The sequence below is a fragment of the Martinezella hainanensis genome (assembly GCF_900094555.1).
In the GTDB taxonomy this organism is placed as follows: Bacteria; Pseudomonadota; Alphaproteobacteria; order Rhizobiales; family Rhizobiaceae; genus Rhizobium; species Rhizobium hainanense.
This window is the reverse complement of the sequence record NZ_FMAC01000006.1, coordinates 38,353-58,185: the sequence shown is the minus strand read 5'-3', so window position 1 is coordinate 58,185 and position 19,833 is coordinate 38,353. Positions and strand designations below refer to the sequence as shown.

Annotated in this window: 17 protein-coding genes; 12 read left to right on the top strand and 5 right to left on the bottom strand. The window is 58.8% G+C overall.

All coding sequences use genetic code 11. The features are described 5' to 3' along the window. Nucleotides 1–12: 12 nt before the first annotated feature. Nucleotides 13–1,509, top strand: a complete 1,497-nt coding sequence (locus tag GA0061100_RS19465) for an aldehyde dehydrogenase family protein (protein WP_075854390.1) — start codon at nucleotides 13–15, stop codon at nucleotides 1,507–1,509. A 105-nt stretch (nucleotides 1,510–1,614) separates the two neighbouring features. On the opposite strand, the gene GA0061100_RS19460 is transcribed toward GA0061100_RS19465, so the two are convergent. Continuing rightward, nucleotides 1,615–2,511, bottom strand: coding sequence for a LysR family transcriptional regulator (locus GA0061100_RS19460; RefSeq protein ID WP_075854389.1), 897 nt, complete (start codon nucleotides 2,509–2,511; stop codon nucleotides 1,615–1,617). Between the two features lie 657 nt (nucleotides 2,512–3,168). On the opposite strand from GA0061100_RS19460, the gene GA0061100_RS19455 reads away from it, so the two are divergent. Genes GA0061100_RS19455 through GA0061100_RS19440 form a run of 4 tightly spaced genes read left to right on the top strand, consistent with a single transcriptional unit; the run spans nucleotide 3,169 to nucleotide 7,223 of the window. Further along, the gene (locus GA0061100_RS19455) at nucleotides 3,169–4,173 is read left to right on the top strand and encodes an efflux RND transporter periplasmic adaptor subunit (RefSeq protein WP_244557889.1); all 1,005 of its coding nucleotides are present in this window, start codon (nucleotides 3,169–3,171) and stop codon (nucleotides 4,171–4,173) included. Next, nucleotides 4,170–4,880, top strand: a complete 711-nt coding sequence (locus tag GA0061100_RS19450) for an ABC transporter ATP-binding protein (protein ID WP_075854388.1) — start codon at nucleotides 4,170–4,172, stop codon at nucleotides 4,878–4,880. Before GA0061100_RS19455 ends, GA0061100_RS19450 begins: the two co-directional genes overlap by 4 nt. Then, nucleotides 4,877–6,019 carry an ABC transporter permease gene (locus tag GA0061100_RS19445; protein WP_075854387.1) on the top strand — a complete coding sequence of 381 codons (1,143 nt, stop codon included), beginning with the start codon at nucleotides 4,877–4,879 and terminating at the stop codon, nucleotides 6,017–6,019. The genes GA0061100_RS19450 and GA0061100_RS19445 overlap by 4 nt, the downstream gene beginning before the upstream one ends. A 4-nt stretch (nucleotides 6,020–6,023) precedes the next feature. Then, entirely contained in the window at nucleotides 6,024–7,223 is a 1,200-nt protein-coding gene (locus tag GA0061100_RS19440; protein WP_075854386.1) for an ABC transporter permease, read from the top strand. Nucleotides 7,224–7,355: 132 nt separating this feature from the next. Here GA0061100_RS19440 and GA0061100_RS19435 read toward each other — a convergent pair whose 3' ends face one another. Both GA0061100_RS19435 and GA0061100_RS19430 read right to left on the bottom strand, forming a co-directional pair. Further along, on the bottom strand, nucleotides 7,356–9,308 hold the full coding sequence (locus tag GA0061100_RS19435) for a putative bifunctional diguanylate cyclase/phosphodiesterase (protein ID WP_075854385.1): 1,953 nt from the start codon (nucleotides 9,306–9,308) through the stop codon (nucleotides 7,356–7,358). A 374-nt stretch (nucleotides 9,309–9,682) separates the two neighbouring features. Then, complete coding sequence (locus GA0061100_RS19430; RefSeq protein ID WP_075854384.1) at nucleotides 9,683–10,369, bottom strand: GntR family transcriptional regulator; 687 nt, start codon at nucleotides 10,367–10,369, stop codon at nucleotides 9,683–9,685. A 113-nt stretch (nucleotides 10,370–10,482) separates the two neighbouring features. Between GA0061100_RS19430 and GA0061100_RS19425 the strand changes: the two genes are divergently transcribed. From GA0061100_RS19425 to GA0061100_RS19410, 4 genes are all read left to right on the top strand, one after another. After that, nucleotides 10,483–11,406 (top strand): substrate-binding periplasmic protein, encoded by a 924-nt coding sequence (locus GA0061100_RS19425; protein WP_075854383.1) that lies wholly within the window; start codon nucleotides 10,483–10,485, stop codon nucleotides 11,404–11,406. A 14-nt stretch (nucleotides 11,407–11,420) separates the two neighbouring features. Continuing rightward, on the top strand, nucleotides 11,421–12,161 hold the full coding sequence (locus tag GA0061100_RS19420; protein WP_075854382.1) for an amino acid ABC transporter permease: 741 nt from the start codon (nucleotides 11,421–11,423) through the stop codon (nucleotides 12,159–12,161). 4 nt (nucleotides 12,162–12,165) lie between these two features. Further along, a complete protein-coding gene (locus tag GA0061100_RS19415) occupies nucleotides 12,166–12,966 on the top strand; it encodes an amino acid ABC transporter ATP-binding protein (protein WP_075854381.1) in 801 nt (266 codons plus the stop codon). 77 nt (nucleotides 12,967–13,043) lie between these two features. Next, nucleotides 13,044–14,237: an NAD(P)/FAD-dependent oxidoreductase gene (locus GA0061100_RS19410; RefSeq protein ID WP_075854746.1), complete on the top strand. Its 1,194-nt coding sequence runs from the start codon at nucleotides 13,044–13,046 to the stop codon at nucleotides 14,235–14,237. A gap of 125 nt (nucleotides 14,238–14,362) precedes the next feature. Here the strand turns inward: GA0061100_RS19410 and GA0061100_RS19405 are convergent, their stop codons facing one another. Beyond that, nucleotides 14,363–14,992 carry a TetR/AcrR family transcriptional regulator gene (locus tag GA0061100_RS19405; protein WP_075854380.1) on the bottom strand — a complete coding sequence of 210 codons (630 nt, stop codon included), beginning with the start codon at nucleotides 14,990–14,992 and terminating at the stop codon, nucleotides 14,363–14,365. A gap of 145 nt (nucleotides 14,993–15,137) precedes the next feature. Here GA0061100_RS19405 and GA0061100_RS19400 point away from each other — a divergent pair, with 145 nt between their 5' ends. The 3 genes from GA0061100_RS19400 to GA0061100_RS35555 all read left to right on the top strand — a co-directional run bounded on the left by GA0061100_RS19400 (nucleotide 15,138) and on the right by GA0061100_RS35555 (nucleotide 18,508). Then, nucleotides 15,138–17,174 (top strand): NADH:flavin oxidoreductase, encoded by a 2,037-nt coding sequence (locus GA0061100_RS19400; RefSeq protein ID WP_075854379.1) that lies wholly within the window; start codon nucleotides 15,138–15,140, stop codon nucleotides 17,172–17,174. Between the two features lie 430 nt (nucleotides 17,175–17,604). Then, a complete protein-coding gene (gene gfa / locus GA0061100_RS19395) occupies nucleotides 17,605–18,177 on the top strand; it encodes an S-(hydroxymethyl)glutathione synthase (RefSeq protein WP_075854378.1) in 573 nt (190 codons plus the stop codon). 4 nt (nucleotides 18,178–18,181) lie between these two features. Then, the gene (locus GA0061100_RS35555) at nucleotides 18,182–18,508 is read left to right on the top strand and encodes a GFA family protein (RefSeq protein WP_425298686.1); all 327 of its coding nucleotides are present in this window, start codon (nucleotides 18,182–18,184) and stop codon (nucleotides 18,506–18,508) included. Between the two features lie 33 nt (nucleotides 18,509–18,541). On the opposite strand, the gene GA0061100_RS19385 is transcribed toward GA0061100_RS35555, so the two are convergent. After that, nucleotides 18,542–19,822, bottom strand: a complete 1,281-nt coding sequence (locus tag GA0061100_RS19385; protein ID WP_075854376.1) for a M24 family metallopeptidase — start codon at nucleotides 19,820–19,822, stop codon at nucleotides 18,542–18,544. Nucleotides 19,823–19,833 lie beyond the last annotated feature (11 nt).

The following is a 19,833-nucleotide window of genomic DNA, read 5'->3' as shown; positions in this document are numbered from 1 at the left end:
GGAGACCGCGCCATGACACTGACTTTCGACGCCAAGCAGATGGCGGCTGAGCTTTACGATGGCGGCTTCCGGCCGATGTTCATCGGCGGCCAATGGGTTGCCGCCCAATCCGGCGAAGTCAGCGAGGCCTATAATCCGGCAACAGGGGCGGTCCTTGCAACGGTTCCGCTGGCTGCCCCCGCCGATATCGACTGCGCCGTTGCCGCGGCGCGTCAGGCTCTGGAAGGGCCGTGGTCGAAGTTCTCGCCCTATGAGCGCCAGACGCTGCTCCTGAAAATCGCGGACCTGTTCGAGGAGAACTGGGAGCGCCTCTCGGTTTCCGACACGCTGAACATGGGCATGCCGATCATGCGCACGCTTGCCAACAAACGGCGGGTCGTCGGCATGCTGCGGTTTTATGCCGGCATGGCGACCGCGCTTCATGGCGAGGTGATCGACAATTCAATTCCCGGGGAGATCGTGACCTTCACCCGTCGGGAGCCGATCGGGATTGTCGGTGCGATCATTCCTTGGAACGCGCCCACCGCGGCCTCGATCTGGAAGATCGCCCCAGCGCTGGCAACAGGCTGCACGGTGGTGCTCAAACCTTCGGAGGATGCACCACTCACGCCGCTGCTCATTGCCAAACTCATGCAAGAGGCCGGCGTGCCGGACGGAGTGGTCAACATCGTCACCGGCAAGGGGTCGGTCGCCGGTGCCCGGCTGGCCGAACATCCCGACGTCAACAAGATCGTCTTTACGGGATCCACCGCCACCGGGCAATCGATCGCCCGTGCCGCAGTCGGCAATCTGAAACGGGTCTCGCTCGAGCTTGGCGGCAAGTCGCCGGTGATCGTCTGCCGTGATGCTGACATAGATCGTGCCGTGCCTGTCGCCGCCATGGCGGTCTTTGCGCATTCGGGGCAGATTTGCATCGCCGGTTCGCGCCTGTTCGTGGCGCGCGAGATCCACGAGGAATTCGTGGCCAAAGTCGGCGACTTTGCCCGCTCGCTGCGGATCGGTCATGGGATTGATGCTGAGACTGATATCGGGCCGCTGATATCCGCCCGCCAGGCGCAAATCGTCGAGAGCTTCATCGCATCCGGACAGAGTGAAGGCGCCGCGTTGGTTGCGGGCGGCACGCGCCTTTCCGGCTCTCTCTACGATAAGGGAAACTTCATTGCCCCGACCGTATTCGGCGATGTCAGGGACGAGATGAGGATCGCCCGCGAGGAGATCTTCGGGCCGGTCATTTCAGCCATGCCCTTCGACACGATCGAGGAGGCGGTCGAGCGCGCCAACGCATCGCCCTATGGGCTGGCGGCTGGCATCTTCACCCAGAATCTTGGGATGGCGCACAAGTTGATACGCCGCATCAAGGCGGGATCGGTCTGGGTGAACATGTATCACGCGCTCGATCCGGCCGTGCCATTCGGCGGCATGAAGATGTCCGGCTACGGGCGCGAGGGCGGCATCGAGCACCTTCACGAATATCTCGAAACCAAGGCCGTATGGATACAGACCGACTAGAGCAATTCCAGGAAAAGTACGCAGCGGTTTTCCGTCCGGAATTGCGTGAAAACAAAGAGATAGAGCAGTTGAGCGATTCCGTGAAGCGTTGAGCTGCTCCAGGGCTCAGCCTTCGCCGCGCAGATTGGTGCGGATAAGGGCGATAAGCTGCTCGGCATAGCGCTGCTGCACGTAGCCACGGGTTGTGATGATGCCGACGGCCCGCCGGGCGTTGGGATTGTCGAGCGGCACAACGCGAATGCGGCGGTCGACGTTCCGCCCGAGCGCGATGCCCGGCACGATCGACACGCCAAGTCCGGACGAGGCAAGCGCCAAGGCGGTCTGCGCGCTCTCGACTTCATACTGGACATTGAGCTCGATGCCTTCCTCGCGCGTCAGGCGATCGACGAGGCCGCGAACGGCGGTCTTGCGATTGAGCATGATCAGCGGGAACTGCGTGATTGCGTCCAGCCGGATCGTTTTTTCACCCGCATAGAGTTCTTCAGGGATGCAGGCAACGAGCGGATCGTCAATGATCGATTCGAAATGGAAGTCGTTGAGGTTGGGCACCTCCGGACCGATGTAGAATTCGACCTCTTGCTGCTGCAGCATGGCGAGCGCCGCCTGTGGCGGGGTTTCCTGCACCTCGACCACGCTGCGTGGATAACGCAGCTTGAAGGTTGATAGGATGTCGCCGAGGCGGCTGGTGGCAAGGGTCGGGGCGCAAGCGATCTGGATCTTTCCCTTGCGACGGGCGGCGAGTTCCGTCAGCTTGTCGAGGCTTGCCTGCACATCGGCCATGGCAAGCCCTATCTCCTCGAATAGCACCTGGCCCTCGCTGGTGAGGTTGACCCGCTGCGGCGTGCGTGTGAACAGGCTGATGCCTATCTGCTCCTCGAGATCCTTGATCTGCATGCTGACTGCAGAAGGTGACCGGTTGCTTTCTTCCGCAGCCTTACGAAAGCTTCCGGATTCCGCTGCAAGAAGAAAGGTTTGCAGCAATTTCAGATTGATATTCGGCATGATTGTTGTGGTCTCACTTGCGCCGATCGATACCGATCGACCCCTCCGAAGGTGAGCATATTCCGCCATGCGATCATGACAAGATCGACCGTAGAAAAAAGCCGCCTGCGATGCTCGGTGCAAGCGACCTGCTGAGGAGCCTGGATCGGGAGGGGATCAATGAACGGCTGCAAACATGATTTTCTCTTCGGATGCATTCGATGCCGTCATTTCTTCGACAACGCGGCCGCGCTTGACTACAAGAATGCGATCGGAAACGGCCATGATTTCCGGCAAGTAGGAGGAAATGACGACGGCGTCCACTGCCCGTCGGCGATCCTTGTTTGATACCCCTGATTTTCTGGCACGGCGCGATCGATGTTGTCCTGGTTCTTGTTTTCATCGGCTTTCGCCGCGCAACGGAGACTACGCCCCCGGAGTGGCGCAAGAAGACCGCTTCGAGGCAAGGGCAAAAAGTACCAGATCGCGATCGAGTACGAGCTGGAACGCGTTTGAGGTCGAGTCTTTGCGGGTCTTGTTCATGTTGGCGGCATGAACACGAACACCGAACAAACTCGCAAACTCGCCGAAACGCTCAGGTCGTTGTCTCTTGAGCCTTCGTTCCAAACAGTGGAGTCGCCGGTCAGGAAGAACCGGCGGCTTGTCCTCTCAATTGCTATGTTTGCCCTTGCCATCAGCGCGATCGCAGTCGCTTTCTTCTGGCCGGATATCGCGCCTCGCCTCAAAACCGCTCTCCAGCCGGAAGTCGTGACGTCGGGAACAGCGCAAACCGACGGCGAACCAAGCGTGACACCCAGTCGGGCGGGTTCCGGTACTGGTTCGCCCATCCCTTCCGCCAATTCGCCCAGATTGGCATCAGCGCCCGAGATAACCGGGTCCGGCTTCGTCGTTGCGCCACGCATCGTGACGGTTTTTTCCAAATATGAGGGAGAGATCGCATCGATTGGCGTGCGCATCGGCGATCGCGTCGAAGCCGGGCAGATCATCGTCGGAATCGATGACGTCAGCGCCGACTTCTCGCTCGAGCAAGCCAGGGCCGACAACGATGCCGCAAAGCTCGTCCTTGACGGAAAGATCCTGGCGCTCAAGCAGGCCGACAGCTCGCTGCGACGTAATGTGGCGCTCTCTGCAAAGAGCGCCGTCTCCATCCAATCCGTCGAGGAGGCGCAAACAGCCAGGGACACGGCGTCGAATGCCGTCGACCAGGCGCGCCAAAGCTATGCCAGAGCGCAACTCGGCGTGCAGATCGCGCAAGAACATGTCGATGCATTGACCGTCAGAGCCCCGATCTCGGGCACGGTGACGCGGCTCGACGCCCGTATCGGCGGCCGGGTGCTGGCCCGAATAGACAGTATCAAGGAAAATGAAAGCCTGCTGACGATCACCGATACCAAGAACCTGGTGATCGACGCCGACGTCGCCGAGACGAATATCGGCGAGCTTCGGCCGGGTCTTCGCGGCGAGGCCGTCCTCGACGGCTTCCCGGACAAGCCTTTCGCGATCGAGATCCTGCAGCTGTGGCCGGTCGCCTCGGCGGAGAAAGGCACGATCACGCTGCGCCTTGCGCTCCTCAATCCACCCGACGGCATCATGCCGAACATGGCCGCCCGTATTCGTATTTCCACCGTTCCAGCCCAACAGTCAGGAGACAATCTTCAATGACCTCTTCTACCGGCAACGAGCCATATATCGTGCTCAACAGCGTCAAGAAGGAATACAGGATAGGGACGGAGACTATCCCAATTTTTTCCAATCTCGACCTGCAAATCGCCCGCGGCGAGTTTGCAGCAATCATGGGGCCTTCCGGATCCGGAAAATCGACGCTGCTCAACATGCTGTCAGGCATAGACGAGCCGGATCAGGGCCGCCTGCGCATCGGGGTGAGCAATCTTGACCAGATGGGTGAGTCGGCCCGCTCCTCCTGGCGCGCTCACAATATGGGCATCGTCTTCCAGTTCTATAATCTCCTGCCGATGCTGAACGCGGCCGAAAACATCGAACTGCCGCTTCTGCTGAAGCCGCTCTCGTTGCGGGAACGCCATGCCCGCGTTGACAAGGTTCTGGATCTGGTCGGACTTTCGGGTCGCCAGAAGCAGTATCCGAAGCTGATGTCGGGCGGCCAGCAGCAGCGCGTCGGCATCGCGCGGGCGATCGTCGCGGACCCGGCCCTGCTGCTCTGCGACGAGCCAACGGGCGATCTCGACCGCCGTTCGGCGGACGAGGTGCTGGAAATGCTGCGTTTTCTGAACCATGAGCTCGGCAAGACCATCATCATGGTGACCCACGACCCGCAAGCCGCACGCTATGCCGGCCGAACGCTTCATCTCGACAAGGGCAAGTTCGTCGAAGAGCGGAGGGCGGACGCATGACGTTCCTCGATCTCGTGCGAAAGAGTGCGTGGCGTAAGCCGCTGCGCACGATATTGTTGATGGTCAGCGTCGCCACGGCCTTTCTCATCTACGGCCTGACGACGAGCTTCATTGACGGTAGCCAGGGCTCGTCGGCGGCCAGCGAGGACATCCTTGGCGTCATGAGCGCGGCCGGCCGCGCCCAGCCACTGCCGATTTCCTACCTGAACCGGATCGGCGCCGAACCAGGTGTAGCCACTGTCGGCTATATGTCGCGCCTGCGCGGCTTTGTAACAGTCGAAAAGAACATCATTCCCGTGAGTGCTGCCGAGCCTGCCCGGCTCTTCAGTTCGAACGGCAAGGAGCTCGGGCTAACGCCGGATCTGATGAGCGCACTTGGCAAGGATCGCAGTACTGTCCTCGTCGGCCGGGCGCTTGCCGAGGCGCAAGGCTGGGGCGTCGGCCAGAAGATCACCGTCACCAGCTTCGATACGGCAAAGCAGGATGGCAGCCGCGACTGGTCCTTTGAAATCGTCGGCGTCTTCGACGGCGAAAACGCCTCCTCGGACACCTATTTCGTGGTCGCTCAATACGACTATGTCAATGCGCTCAGAGCTCGCAACAAGGACACGGTCGATGCCTTCATCGTCAGACCTCAACCAGGTGTCCAGGCGGGAGAACTTGCCTCGAAGATAGATCAGCTGTTCGCCAATTCTGCGGCGCCGACACAGACCAGGTCGGAAAAACAGTTCCTCGAGGCCTTCTTGCGCCAATATGCCGATATCGGATTGATCGTCGACATGGTGGTCGGGGCAGCATTCGTCACGCTGCTCATGATCGTCGGCAATACCATGGTCTTTGCCGTTCGCGAGCGCACCTTCGAGATCGGCATGTTGAAAACCCTGGGCTTTTCCGGCTCGTGGATCATGGCTCTGATCCTGGGTGAAACATTCTTCATATTCGTGGTCGGCGCCACCATCGGTCTCATGTTTGCACTGCTTGCAACGATCATCACGGGGCCAGCAATCGGCCTCGTCTTTTCAAATGCGATTTTTGCAAGAGCCCTGGCGATGGTTACCCTGTTAGCGCTTGTGACCGGCGCGCTTCCGGCCCTGAACGCGCTCAGGATCCCGATAATCTCCGCATTCAGAACGAGGTAGATTCATGTCCTCCAATGCCAAGCAAGCATTCGTCATGATCAGGGCAAACCTGCTCAGCCTGCCGCGACGCATCGCCATCTCCGCCTCCATGGTTCTTTCCGTGACGCTCGTCGTCTGCGTTCTCGCAGGTTTCCTGGCCATGGCAAGGGGGTTCGAGACGGCGTTGCAAAGTGCTGGGTCCAATTCGGTCGCGGTTGTCCTCGGTGGCGGCACCAATCAGGAAAACGGCTCCGACGTTCCGTCCTCGGTCATTCGCACCTTGAGCGCAATGACTGACGATATCGGCGTGACGCGAGACGCCAACAGCGTGCCGATTTTTTCGCGCGAGATCGTCGTTGCAGTCGACGTCAAATCGAGCGGCTCAGACGCGGGTCGGACCTTGGCTCTTCGCGGCATGGATCAGTCCGGTCCCTCGATCCGAGACCATATTGCCTTGTCGGCCGGCCGTCAGTTCACATCCGGCTCGCGCGAGATTGTCGTCGGGGACCGCCTCGCGCAGCAGCTCGGAATATCGATCGGCAGCACCCTGCGGCTCGGCACGGTTGACTGGACGGTGGTCGGCCTGTTCTCGGCGCGAGGCAGCGCCTTCGAGTCCGAGATCTGGGGCGATCTCGACGCTGTTCGATCGGCTTTCGACCGGCAGGGGCAGGTCCAGAGCCTGCGCTTGCGCCTTGCCAATCCTGCCTTGTTGCCACGGCTGCAAGCCAAGCTCGACACAATAAGGACGACGCCGCTGCGCGCCGTTGTGGAGGCCGATCTCTATGCGGCGCAATCGGCCCGCACGGCCAGCCTCATCCGGCTGTTCGGCTGGCCGCTTGCGCTGTTGATGGCCGTTGGCGCGACCGCCGGGGCACTCAACACGATGATGAACTCCGTGTCGGACCGTACCGTCGAGATCGCAACGGTGCGGGCACTCGGCTTCAGCAGAATGTCCGCGTTTCTCGGCACATGGGTAGAGGCGATCGTGCTTGCCGCACTTGGCGTGGCGTTCGGGCTGATGGCATCCTGGCTGGTCTTCAATGGCTGGCAGGCAAGCACGGTTGGTGCCAATGGCGCGCGCATGGCGTTCCAGCTTTCCGTAACTGGCGATGTGATGGCGACGGCGGGTCTGCTCGGACTTGCGATCGGCATTCTGGGTGGCGCATTACCGGCAACCGTCGCCAGCCGGCTTCCTTTGACCGCGGCAATTCGCTCGAGCGGATGACCTTTCACGCGCAACGGTGGTCGCGCCAACACCATCCACACCCCTAGCAGGGCTCTGGCCTGCCAGGCAGCCGGAGCCCTTATTCCCATCAGGAGCAAGTCATCTGTGGCACGTATCGGGGATATTGGGGTTTCAGCTTGCTGATGAGCCAGCTTGCCGCGCGGCGGTGAAACACCATTCGGCAGCGCCTTTTTCGCTCAGTGGCCGCGAATAGAGGTAGCCTTGCACCAGCGTACCTCCCAACCCTCGAAGGGCCGCAAGCTCTTCGGGTGTCTCAACGCCCTCAACCACGCATTCCAGCCCCATGTCTCGGCTGAGGGTGAGAAGAGATTTCACTATTTTGTAGCTGGCGGGCCTTTTGTGCAAATCTGTGACGAAGCTGCGGTCGATCTTGATCTTGGTCAAGGGAAGAGCATGCAGCCGCGTCAGGCTGGAATAACCGGTGCCGAAGTCGTCCAGTGAAATGCCACAACCGAGGCGCCGCAGCATTTCGACCGACGATTTGATCTGGTCGAAATCGTGCGTAAAGGCCGTTTCGGTAATTTCGAGATCAAGACGTTTCGCGTCAAAGCGGCTACTCTCGATGATTCCGACCAACGACAGCGCCCCTTCGCTGGAATTGAGATCGAAGGCGGACAGGTTGAACGACAGGCGCAAAGGTTCTTCCCACTCCGATGCGAAGGCCAGTGCCTTCTTGAGCAGAGGCCGCGTCAGCGAACCGACGATACCAGCCCGTTCGGCAATGGGAAAGAATTGTGCGGGCGAGACCTGCCCAAGAATCGGGCTGTGCCAGCGGGCCAGGGCCTCGAAGCCAACCGTCTGGTCATTTTCCAAGTCCACAATCGGTTGGAACATGACCGAGAGTTCGTCTTCCAGATTGGCTTGCTTGAGCAGGTGCTCAATGCGCGCCTCTATATTGATCTGCTTTTCGTGCTCAGCGTCAAATAGGACTGCGCCCCCGCGACGATTTCTCTTGGCATAGTAGAGGGCATAATCAGCCCTGTCGAAAAGCTGCTCGAGAGTAGAAGCGAGGTTTGGAAAGACTGCTATTCCCATCGATGCGGATACATGCACCGTTCCTTCCGGTAGATGATAAGGCGCTCCGAGCCATTCGGAAATCGCATTCGCGTTTTTAACGAGCTGAGCATCTTCAGGCGCGAGCGGAGCGACAATTGCAAACTCATCGCCGCCCAATCGAAACGCCCGGCTGGCTTTCAAGCTGGTCGTTAGGCGCCTGCTGACGTCGATCAGCAGCCTATCCCCCACGGAGTGTCCGTAAAGGTCGTTGACCGGCTTGAAGCCATCGAGGTCAATGACGCCCAGGGCCAGTCGCGTGTTTTCGGCCTTGGCCCTTTCGAATTCGGCTTCCAGATGCGTAAAAAACGCGCGGCGATTGGGTAGTTCCGTCAGGCTATCGATATTTGCAAGCAAGAGGTTCTCATTGCTAAGCGCTTCCGTGCGTTGCTGCGAGATAACCATGCGCTCGAAATTGCGGTAGTTCGTCAGGAGAATCGACATCATGCCCGCGCAGACCAGTGCCACATTGATAGCGATCGCAATGAAAGTCGGTTGCCTTGAGGCCACGAAAAATAAAACGAATGCTCCATTGACGATCACAGTGACTATGAATGCCGCGGAGCGAACATACATCAGGCAGAAAATGCATGAGATGACGGTAATCGCCATATAGAAGGCGACATGAGATTGAGCATATGCATCGCCATAGGGCACCAGCAAGAATGACCAAATGGTGAATGCAGTGGCGATCCCGATAGCCAGGCGATTGGTGCGGACGAGCGCTGCATAAGCCACTTCGGGCTGGGGATCGACATTGCGTGTCCTCCACCAGAACGTGATCCTGAGCATGCAGCCGAGCGTGAAGAAAGTTGGGATACCGATGGTGAGCCAAGTCGGCGCTGATTGCATATGGGTAATGGAAAGCGCCCATGTACTCGAAATCAGGATCAAATACATCATCGGCATCTGCCGTGTGAAAGCGCGGTACTGAGCTTTCAGCAAGTCCGGATTATCGGACCGAATGGACATAAAACGCTGAAATTTCTGTTTGGCTTTTAGTATTTCCATAGCGCAGCTCATAGAGTAATGCGCCATTTATGGCATATATGTTGTTACATTATTTGAAATGCACACGGTTAATCAAAAAACAATTGCCTCAACCATCGGATGCATGCTTGTTATCTTAATCGGAAGAAGGCGTTTTCTTGTAAAAGCTGTACATTCTATCGTCTGCACCAAGTTTGATATGATAAACGTACACTTTAGTACTCGGGTCGATCTCTAGCGTTGCGGCAATTGGTTAGCCATGCGAGCACTGGCGGTAAGATTGCCTTGAAAAAATTGGCAGATCATCGTCACTAGACGAGCATTCGGAGCCGATCGTCGAAGTTCATCGAATCAATGGTGCGGCGAGGTGGAAAGCTTCAGCTTCTTCAACGCGGTCAGATGACCTTGCGGACCTCCTGTTCGAAACTGAGGACATGATGCAGGGCAATTCGTTCCGCAGTATCGGCATCTCCGCGGCAGACGGCTTCAAGCATAAGGATCTGCTCCTGCACGACCTTATCGAGTTCCGGGGAAAGTTCAGGAAACCGCCGCATCGCGACATGCAGGATTCTGAGCGAAAGGTTATGGTAGTGGTCGAGTGTGTCGAAGAGATACCGGTTCTTGGCGCAGCGATAAATGAAACGGTGAATACGCCGGTCGAGCGCGAGCAGCGCGTCCAGTTCCGATGGGAGAGAGAGCGCCTTTAGCGCCTCAATCAGCTCGCCGGCCTCGCGGCGTTCCGGTTCGCGCAAGCGTTCTGCCGCCAGTCGCGTTGCCCAGGATTCGATCCTGGCCCGGGCCTCATAGATTGCGGTGAGATCACTGATGTCGATCCTGCTGACAAAGGTGCCTCGTCGTGCATTGACGTCGACAAAACCATCGCGTTGCAGTCGCAGGAAGGCTTCCCGTACGGGCGTACGGCCGACGTCGAGCCGGCGCATCACGTCATTTTCCTTAAGGATGGTACCTGGCGCCAGCTGCACCGTGATGATGTCCTCGCGCAGCTGCAGATAGGTGCGTTCGGCCAAAGTCAGCGACGCTTCCGGGTCGTCGAGCATCTCCTCCGACATCCAAGTGTCCATACACCTCGTCTCCATCCGTGCGCGTGATCCGATCCGCTTTGAGCTGAATCACTTGACAATGCACCTCGATAATATACTCTGTAATATATTACAAAAATATAAGGAGGGTGAACATGATTAGCAACGATATTTTCCCGCATTCTCGTTTCAAACGCGGGATGGCAGCAATCCTGGGATTTGGCTTTGGCTTGGTGTCATTATCCACGGTTGTAAATGCCGAAGACCTGGAAACGCTGAAACCGGGCGTGCTGCAGGTCGCAATAGAGCCCTATATGCCTTACACGGCATTGAAGGATGAGAAGCTCGTCGGGCTCGATAGCGACATTCTCGACGCGGTCGCCAAGAAGCTAGGCCTCAAGATCGAGACGATGGTAACCGATTTCCCCGGCATGCTTGCCGCGGTACAGTCACAACGCGCCGATATCACGATCGGCGGCATCGCATGGTCCGATGCACGGCAGAAGGTGGGCTTGTTCACCGATCCGCCCTACTATTCGCCGCCGGCCATGGCCGTGCATGGCGATGCTTCCTATCCCGACGTAAAGAGCCTGGAGGGCAAGGCACTCGGCACGGTGACAGGATATGTCTGGGCCAAGTCGATTGCCGAAGTTCCGAAGGCCGATGCGCGCACCTATCCGACAGCCGATAGCGTCTTTTCGGATCTTTCATCGGGAAGGCTCGACATCGGTTTTCTCGATCCGCTGCTGATCATCTATCAGCAACAGCAACGGCCCGACATGAAGTTTCGGGTTGCCTATCTCAATGCGCCGACCGCAGAGCAGGTTGCCTCTCATCCCGACTACAAATATTTCCAGCCCTATATGACCGGCTTCTATCTGCCCAAGCAGGCGCCGAAGCTCGCACAGGCAATCTCCGATCAGATCGATGCGATGTATAAGGACGGCTCGCTTGCCGCGCTCGTGACGAAATGGGGCGGCGATCCCAAGCAGTTCCTGGTTCCGTCGCCGGAGATGGCGGCACAGCGGCGTGGCGTCGACCGACCGCAGGCTTGGTCACCTCCATCCGTCGCCGATTGAGTGGAGGAACGGACATGAGCTTTTGGCAGCCTCTTGCTCAATTGTTTCAAGTTCCCTGGGGCGACTATGCAGGCAATCTCGGCGAGGGTCTTTTACGGACCCTTGCCTATACGGTGGCTAGCTTCGTTGGGGCGGCGATCCTCGGACTCGCGCTTGCCTTGATGCGCCTCAATCGGTTGCGCATCGTGCGCCTGCCGGCGACCATCTACACGGAAGTCTTCAAGAATGTGCCCCTGCTTGCCATCATCTTCGTCACCTACTTCGGCTTGCCCTCGGTCGGGATCAGATTCAGCGTCTTTGTCGCCGGTGTGCTCAGCCTGGTCTTGTTCTATGCAGCCTATCTGTCGGAAATCTTTCGCGCGGCGATAGCAGGCATTCACTCGGGTCAGAATGAGGCGGCGCATGCTTTGGGTCTTGGTCGTGCCACCACCTTTGGTCATGTGATCTTGCCGCAAGCACTCCGCCTTGCGCTGCCGGGCACCAATACGATGTTCGTCGATCTGTTGAAGTCGACCTCATTGCTGGTGACGATCTCGGCGGCGGAGCTGATGACGAGAGCGCAATTGATCGCTTCGGAGACATTCCGGTCGCTCGAGGTCTATCTGGTGATTGCGGCGATCTATTTTGCCGTCTGCTATCCCGTCTCGCAATGCCTTCTCTGGCTCGAGCGTACGATCCATGACGGCATACCCTTGTCGTTTGGTCGCCGCCGGCGGTTGAGGCTGGCAAGAACGTTGATTCAGGCAGGGAGCTAGACGAATGGCTCAGGTAACAGTTGAAGCAAAGCGCCCAGTGACTGCGCCAGACAACGCCGCCGCGATCAAGATCAGGGGGCTTCGAAAATCCTTCGACGGAAGATTGGTTCTCGATGGCATAGACCTCGACGTTCCACGCGGTCGGATTGTCAGCATCATCGGGCAAAGCGGCGGCGGCAAGACAACGCTCATGCGCTGCGTGAATTTGCTTGAACAGCCCGAAGACGGCGCCATCGACATAAACGGCGAGGCGATCTTTTCGAAGGGAGCGGTGACCTGCAAAGATCTTGCAAAGCTGCGCCAGCGGGTCGGCATGGTGTTCCAGCGCTTCAATCTGTTTCCGCATCTGACCGCGGTGGAAAATGTAGTGCTGGCGCAGATGCATGCTGCAGCCGTCGGGGAGCGCGAGGCGGTGGAGCGCGCCGTGCGATTGCTGACCCGGGTTGGCCTTGTGCACCGGGCGCTTGCTTATCCGGAACAAATGTCGGGCGGCGAGCAGCAGCGCGTAGCGATCGCGCGGGCTCTGGCTTTGTCGCCAACCGTGCTCCTGTTTGACGAGCCGACCTCCGCGCTCGATCCGGAATCGACCGGTGAAGTGCTGCGTGTGATGCGCGAGCTTGCAGGCGATGGGATGACGATGATCATCGTCACGCATGAACTTCCATTTGCCCGGGAGGTATCGGATTGGGTCGTCTTTATCGACGGCGGTCGGATTATCGAGCAGGGTCCGGCTGCGGATGTGCTTGATAATCCCAGGGAACCTCGAACGGTCGCTTATGTCGCAAGATACGCAAAACCAGGCTGAGCGCGAAGTTTCCAGCCGTGCCGCCCTGGTATTGCGACTGCGCCAGTGACTGCTTTTCTCTGAAAAATATGGAAGAAATGAAACGGATTTCGACAGATATCGCCGTCGTGGGCGGCGGCGTCATCGGCCTGGCGATCGCCCTTCGACTTCGCGCCGATGGGCGCGAGGTCATCGTTATTGAACCAAACGAGCCGGGATCAGGCGCCTCCTACGGCAATGCGGGAACCGTGGCGGACTATGCGATCATACCAGTGGGAACTCCGTCGGTGCTTCGAAATTTCCTGTCGCTTATCCTCAGTCCGGATAGCCCTTTGGCGGTCCGGACATCGGCGTTGCCGACCCTCTTCCCCTGGCTCGCCCGGTTTGCCTACGAGTCTCTCCCACATCGCTATCGTGGAAATGCCGGCCGGATTGCCGAGCTTGTTTCGGACGCCTCGTCCGCCTGGACGGAGTTCGCCGCGGAGATAAGCGCTTCGAACTTTCTATCCGCAAAGGGTTGCCTCTACCTTTATGAGACGCGAAAGGCATTCAAGGCGGCTGGTGCCGATATAGAGCTGCGTCGCAACCATGGCGTTTCGCAAGAGCTTCTCTCGGCCGGCGAAGTAGCCCGGCTGGAGCCTCGCCTCACTGGATTTGAAGGCGGGGTTTTCTTCCCGAACGCGATCAATCTCAGTGATCCGGGCCAGGTGATGCACCTCCTCACCGCAGCCGTGAAGCGGGCAGGCGTGGAATTCGTTCAGGCATCGGTTAGCAGCATCGTGCGCGAGCGAAGCGGCCTTTGCATCGCAGCTTCGGGTTACGAGCTGCGCGCCCGCACGGTCGTCATTGCTGCCGGTGCCCATTCGCGCAAGCTGGCTGCATCGCTCGGTGATGCCGTGCAGCTTGATACCGAGCGTGGCTACCACGTTGAATATGACATGGCGGACCTGCCGGTCGAGCGGCCGGTCTGCCCCACCGCCCACGGCTTTTACTTCTGCCCGATGCAGGGGCGGCTGCGTGTTGCCGGCCTGGTGGAACTTGGCGGACTGACCGCTCCGGGGAATCCGCGGCTTACGCAAGCCCTTGTGAGGAATGCGCGCAGATTCTTCCCCGAACTCGGGGCGCCAAGTCGTTCCTGGCTTGGGTTCCGGCCCTCAATGCCCAATTCCGTGCCGGTCATCAGGCCATCAAAAGGCGGCAGGGACGTCATCCTTGCCTTCGGGCATGGGCACATCGGATTGACCCTGGCGCCCCGCACGGCTCAGCTGGTCAGCGCAATGCTGGCCAGCTAACGCAGGAGAGGGAAGATCATTTTCGGCGATTGCCGCGACCTCGATCAAGCCGCCGGCAATTGCTCCTCCGAGCCAACCGAGGTCTGCGACGTGCCAGTCCTTCTCGATCCGTTCTGTATTTCCTCTTAGCCTGGTTTGTAACCGTGTCGGGAGAAGAAGCGATCCAGCTCTCGTTGCTGCGGAATCTGGCCGGTATAAATCGCGATATATTCCGGAATGCGCTTCATTCGAAGAGCGATATCCTCTTGCGATTGCATCGAGATGTAGCCGATCTGGACAAGGTAGGTCGTCCGCGCGCGAACATCGGCGGCAGCCGGGTCCAAACCGAACCTCATGAACATCCGTGAGAGCGCCTCTACCCGCGCCTGGTCTGCTTCACGAACTTCCTTGAGGATATCAGGGGATTGCAAGGCCCAACTGCGCACTGCGAATTCAAACTGGGAATCGAACAGGTCCTTGTTCAGCCAGCAGTCGAAGACATTGAGCATCGCCTCGACAAGAGATTCCGCATAGGCCTCGGACTGCTTGACCAGATTCCCGGTATTCTTGTACCGCCATTTCCCCACCAGCGCCTCAAGGAGTTCTTCGCGGTCCTTGAAGAACCAATAGAAGCTCGTGCGTGACAGCTTCAGCTTCTTCGCCAATGGCAGGATTTTCACGGAATCGATACCGGAATCGATCAGCAGCGAATAGGCGGCCTCCAGCCACCCCTCCTGCGATCCTCGCCAGCCGCTATCGTTCAAACTCTGATCCATGGTCGTTTCCTAACAAATCGGTAGAACCCGCACAACGAAAATGTACAGAAGTGTCCGGAAAGATGACCTCTGTGTTTTCCGATGTTGACACATGTGTACATTACTGTTTAGCGTCCTGCTGCATTCCTAATCTGGAGCCCGGCACATGTCGAACGATCCTCTTCTCCAACCCTATCAACTCAAGCATCTGACGCTGCGCAACCGCATCATCGTCACGTCTCACGAACCGGCATATCCCGAAGACGGCATGCCGAAGGAACGCTATCGCGCATACACGCTGGAGAGAGCGAGGGGTGGCGTGGCCCTAACCATGACGGCGGGTTCAGCCGCCGTATCCAGGGATAGTCCGCCAGTGTTCAACAACCTTCTCGCCTACAAGGACGAGATCGTTCCGTGGATCAGGGAGATGACCGACGCGGTTCACGAGGAGGGGGCGGCAATCATGATCCAGTTGACGCACCTTGGCCGGCGTACGCGCTGGGACAAGGGAGACTGGTTGCCCGTTGTGTCGCCATCCCACCACCGCGAACCGGCTCATCGCGCGTTTCCAAAGAAGCTCGAAGACTGGGACATCGAACGCATCATCAAGGATTTCGCCGACGCTGCCGAGCGCATGAAGGCCGGCGGCATGGATGGCGTGGAACTGGAGGCTTATGGCCACCTCATCGACCAGTTTGCCTCGCCGCTGACCAACGAACTCGACGGCCCCTATGGCGGCCCGCTCGAGAACCGCATGCGCTTCTGTCTTGACGTGTTCAAGGCGATGCGAAAACGGGTCGGCGACGACTTCATCCTCGGGGTGCGCTACACCGCCGACGAGCGCCTTCCTGGCGGGACGGACAAGGCTGATGGCATAGCGATTTCGAGGATGCTCAAGGAGAGCGGCCTCATCGACTATCTGAACGTCATCCGTGGCCACATCGATACGGATCCTGGCCTGACCGATGTCATCCCGATCCAGGGGATGGCCAGTGCGCCTCATCTCGATTTCGCGGGCGAAATCCGCGCTGCGACGAGCTTTCCGACCTTCCATGCCGCCAAGATCCAGGACGTTGCCACTGCACGTCATGCCATTGCGGCGGGCAAGGTCGATATGATCGGCATGACACGCGCTCACATGACGGACCCGCATATCGTCCGCAAGATCATCGAGAAGCGCGAAGAGGACATCCGTCCCTGCGTGGGCGCCAACTACTGTCTGGACCGCATCTATCAGGGCGGCATGGCGTTCTGCATTCACAATGCGGCGACCGGGCGCGAGCAGACGATGCCTCACATCATCGAGAGAGCGGAGATCTGCAAGAAGGTGGTCGTCGTCGGCGCAGGGCCGGCGGGCCTTGAAGCCGCACGGGTGGCAGCCGAGCGCGGACACGACGTCATCGTATTCGAAGCGGCGAACGACCCAGGCGGCCAAATCCGTCTCACGGCGCAGAGCGAACGTCGCCGCGAAATGATCAGCATCATCGATTGGCGCATGAGTCAGTGCGAGAAGCTTGGCGTTGCCTTTCACTTCAACACATGGGCTGAGGCCGAAACCGTAACGGCTGAAAATCCCGACGTTGTCATTATCGCGACGGGTGGCCTGCCGCATACCGATGTGCTTTCGAAGGGGAACGAACTGGTAGTCTCCTCGTGGGATATTATCTCGGGCGACGTGAAACCGGGATCGAACGTGCTCATATTCGACGATGCCGGCGACCACGCAGGTCTGCAGGCGGCAGAATTCCTGGCGAAGGCCGGAGCGAAGGTCGAGATCATGACGCCGGATCGCTCCTTTGCTCCCGAAGTCATGGCGATGAATCTCGTTCCCTACATGCGTTCACTGCAGACGCTTGATGTTACCTTCACAGTGACGTTCCGGCTGGAATCGGCCGAAAGGAACGGCAACCAGATCGTCGCCAATGTCGGCAGCGACTACGGCGGCGTTTCCAAACAACGTGTCGTCGATCAGATCGTGGTCAATCAGGGTACGATCCCGCTCGACGAGCTGTACTTCGAACTTAAGCCGCTCTCGAGCAATCTGGGCGAGACCTCCTACGATCAGCTCCTGGACGGGAAGCCGCAATCCGTCATCCGCAATCCGGAAGGCAGGTTCCAGCTCTTCCGGATCGGCGATGCGGTGGCCGCGCGCAATACGCATGCCGCGATCTACGATGGCTTGAGGATCGCAAAGGACATCTAACGCATGTCGCGCAGCGGCTTTGCGACAACGACCCGGGGAAAATCAAAGACCTAAAGCGCGAAAAGCGAATCTGGAAGATCGCCACTCGCTTTAGCGTGGAGCTTCTTCGGCCTTGGTGCCGATCTGCCCTCCGAGCGCTGCCGGTTGGTCACTTCTGGTTTTTTTGAGAATATCGCAATGCCGATGTGACGGCCTGGCGCGATGTCGGCGCCTGCGCGCTTATAGAGGATGGTTTCCGGAATTCAAGAACGCTTGCGAGGCTGCAAGTATCGAGCTTAAATTGAGGACGGAGGAGGGTTGCGGCCACTCCTGCTCCTTCATTCGACGTTCATGGACGATCATCGCCGCTGCCATGCTGAAAGGCTGGCGAAACGAGCGACTGCAGCTCGGCCGGAGCATTCCGCCCGGCCCAGGAGGGAGGAGAACATCTATGAGTAGCATCAATATCCATCCGGTTGTGGATTCCGGATATCGGGCGACCGACGCCAGCTTTGCCGGCGGGACGCTCGTTTGCAATTGCACAAACAATACGGTGAAGGTGAAGGTCAGCGGCGATATCGCGCACAATCACGCCTGCGGTTGCACCAAGTGCTGGAAGCCTGCCGGCGCGAACTTCTCGGTCGTGGCTGTTGCTCCGACCGATAAGGTCGAGGTGCTGGAAAACGGCAACAAGCTCGCGGTGGTCGATCCGGCCGCTCTGATCCAGCGTCACGCCTGCAAGGAATGCGGAGTCCACATGTACGGGCCGGTCGAACGCGAGCATCCTTTCCAGGGACTGTCGTTCATCCACCCTGAGCGCTTCGAAGCCAAGGGCTGGGCGCAGCCGGGCTTTGCGGCCTTCGTCTCCTCGATCATCGAAAGCGGGTTCGATCCTTCGAAGATGGACGAGGTCCGGTCGAAGCTGAAGTCTTCCGGCCTCGAGCCCTATGATTGCCTGTCGCCCGGCCTGATGGACTACATCGCCACCTGGACCGCCAGGAAGAGCGGCGCTCTGCCTGCCTAAGGGGGTGAAGGCGGCGCCATTTCGGTGGAAACCGTTCTGGCGCCGCCCTAGACCTCAGCTATCGCATACAGCGAGAAATGGGGTGAGGCAGGTGCACATAGACCGAAGATGTCATTGTGGATTTGTTTCGTACAAGGCGGAAATCGATCCCGAATGGGTATCGATCTGTCACTGCAAAGATTGCCAGCGGCTGACGGGGACGGCCTATAGGGTCACCGTGGATGTGCCTCGTAGGGCATTCGAGATCCATGAGTGGGGAGCCGCAGCTTTATGTGAAGGTCGGCGACAATGGCCGCCATTATCTGACTTTCCCGCACGACCATACGATTAGCCCGGTATCGGAGGCGACCGATCCCCTTTGCGGTCAGATCTCCTCCCAGGGGAATGTATCAAGACGCTCGATTCCGATAGCGGTGACAAGCGCCTGGGTTTCGAGCTTGATGCTTTCGGAGCCGTCTTCGGCAATGAGACTTTCGATATTAAGCACCATGTTTTCTTCGATGACGCCGCTGAAATTTTCATCAAAGTCCGGATGCAGCAGAATTCCAGGCCATTCATCGGCCATGCCGGTGCCGTGCGCGGCCAGGGTGTAACGATGGGGAATGTATTTTTCTGGAATTCGCCAGCTCTTCTCGTTGAACTCGCGGAACGTCATGCCGGATCTGATGATTGAGAGATTGTGATCGATCTGATCTCTTGCTGCCGAATAGAGTTCCTTCTGCTTGGCATTCATCGCCACGTGTCCGCACGTCCATGACCGCGAAAGGTCGGCACAGTAGCCATAAGGCCCGATCATATCGGTGTCGAAGGAGATCATCTCGCCACGTTTGATGATGTAGTCGGAGCACTCCCGATACCAGGGATTGGTGCGCGGGCCTGCGGTCAGGAGCTTGGTCTCCAGCCATTCTCCGCCGCTGCGCGCATTCTCGAAGTGAAGTTCCGCCCAGATCTCCCGCTCGGTGCGCCCAGGCTCGGAGACCTCGTACATTCGCGCCATACCGGCCTCGCAAACCCGGATCGTCCAGCGCATGAGCTCGATTTCTTCCGCGCTCTTGATCGAGCGTGCGCGTTCCGCCAGTTCCTGGCCATCAAGCAAGGAGAAACCGCGGCTTTGCAGTTCTGCCGCGGGCGCGGGCTCAAGCCGGTCCACGGCAATTCTGCCGTTGCGACAGCAGGCCCCAACGATATCGGAAATCTCATCCGCCCATGCCTTCATCCTCTCCTCGACCAAGTTTCCTGCCGTGAAGAAGAGAAAGGACTTCGAGGTTCGAACCTCGTCGATGCCGGGCAGCCCGTCGTTGACATGCTCCGATCCTTCAAACTCGAACATGATCGCCGGTCCGTCGGCGAGGATCAGCGCATATCGTGACGGATTGTGCATCGTCCAGATGCTCATGTTCGAGCAGTCGAAGGCGTAGCGGATGTTGACCGGGTCGTAGAGCAGGAGCGCCGGACAGTCCCATTCCTTCATCTTCGTCCGTAAACGCCCGAGACGGTAGCGTCTTGCGCTGTCCAGGGTCGATGATGGAATCGGGCTGATCAGGGGACGATCGGCACCATCAGGGTTGAGATAGGCTTGCTTGCGGTCGTCCTTGAAGACGGGTGCTGCGGATGAAGGCGACGAATTCTCTTCTCCACCCAGCATTTCCCCTCCCA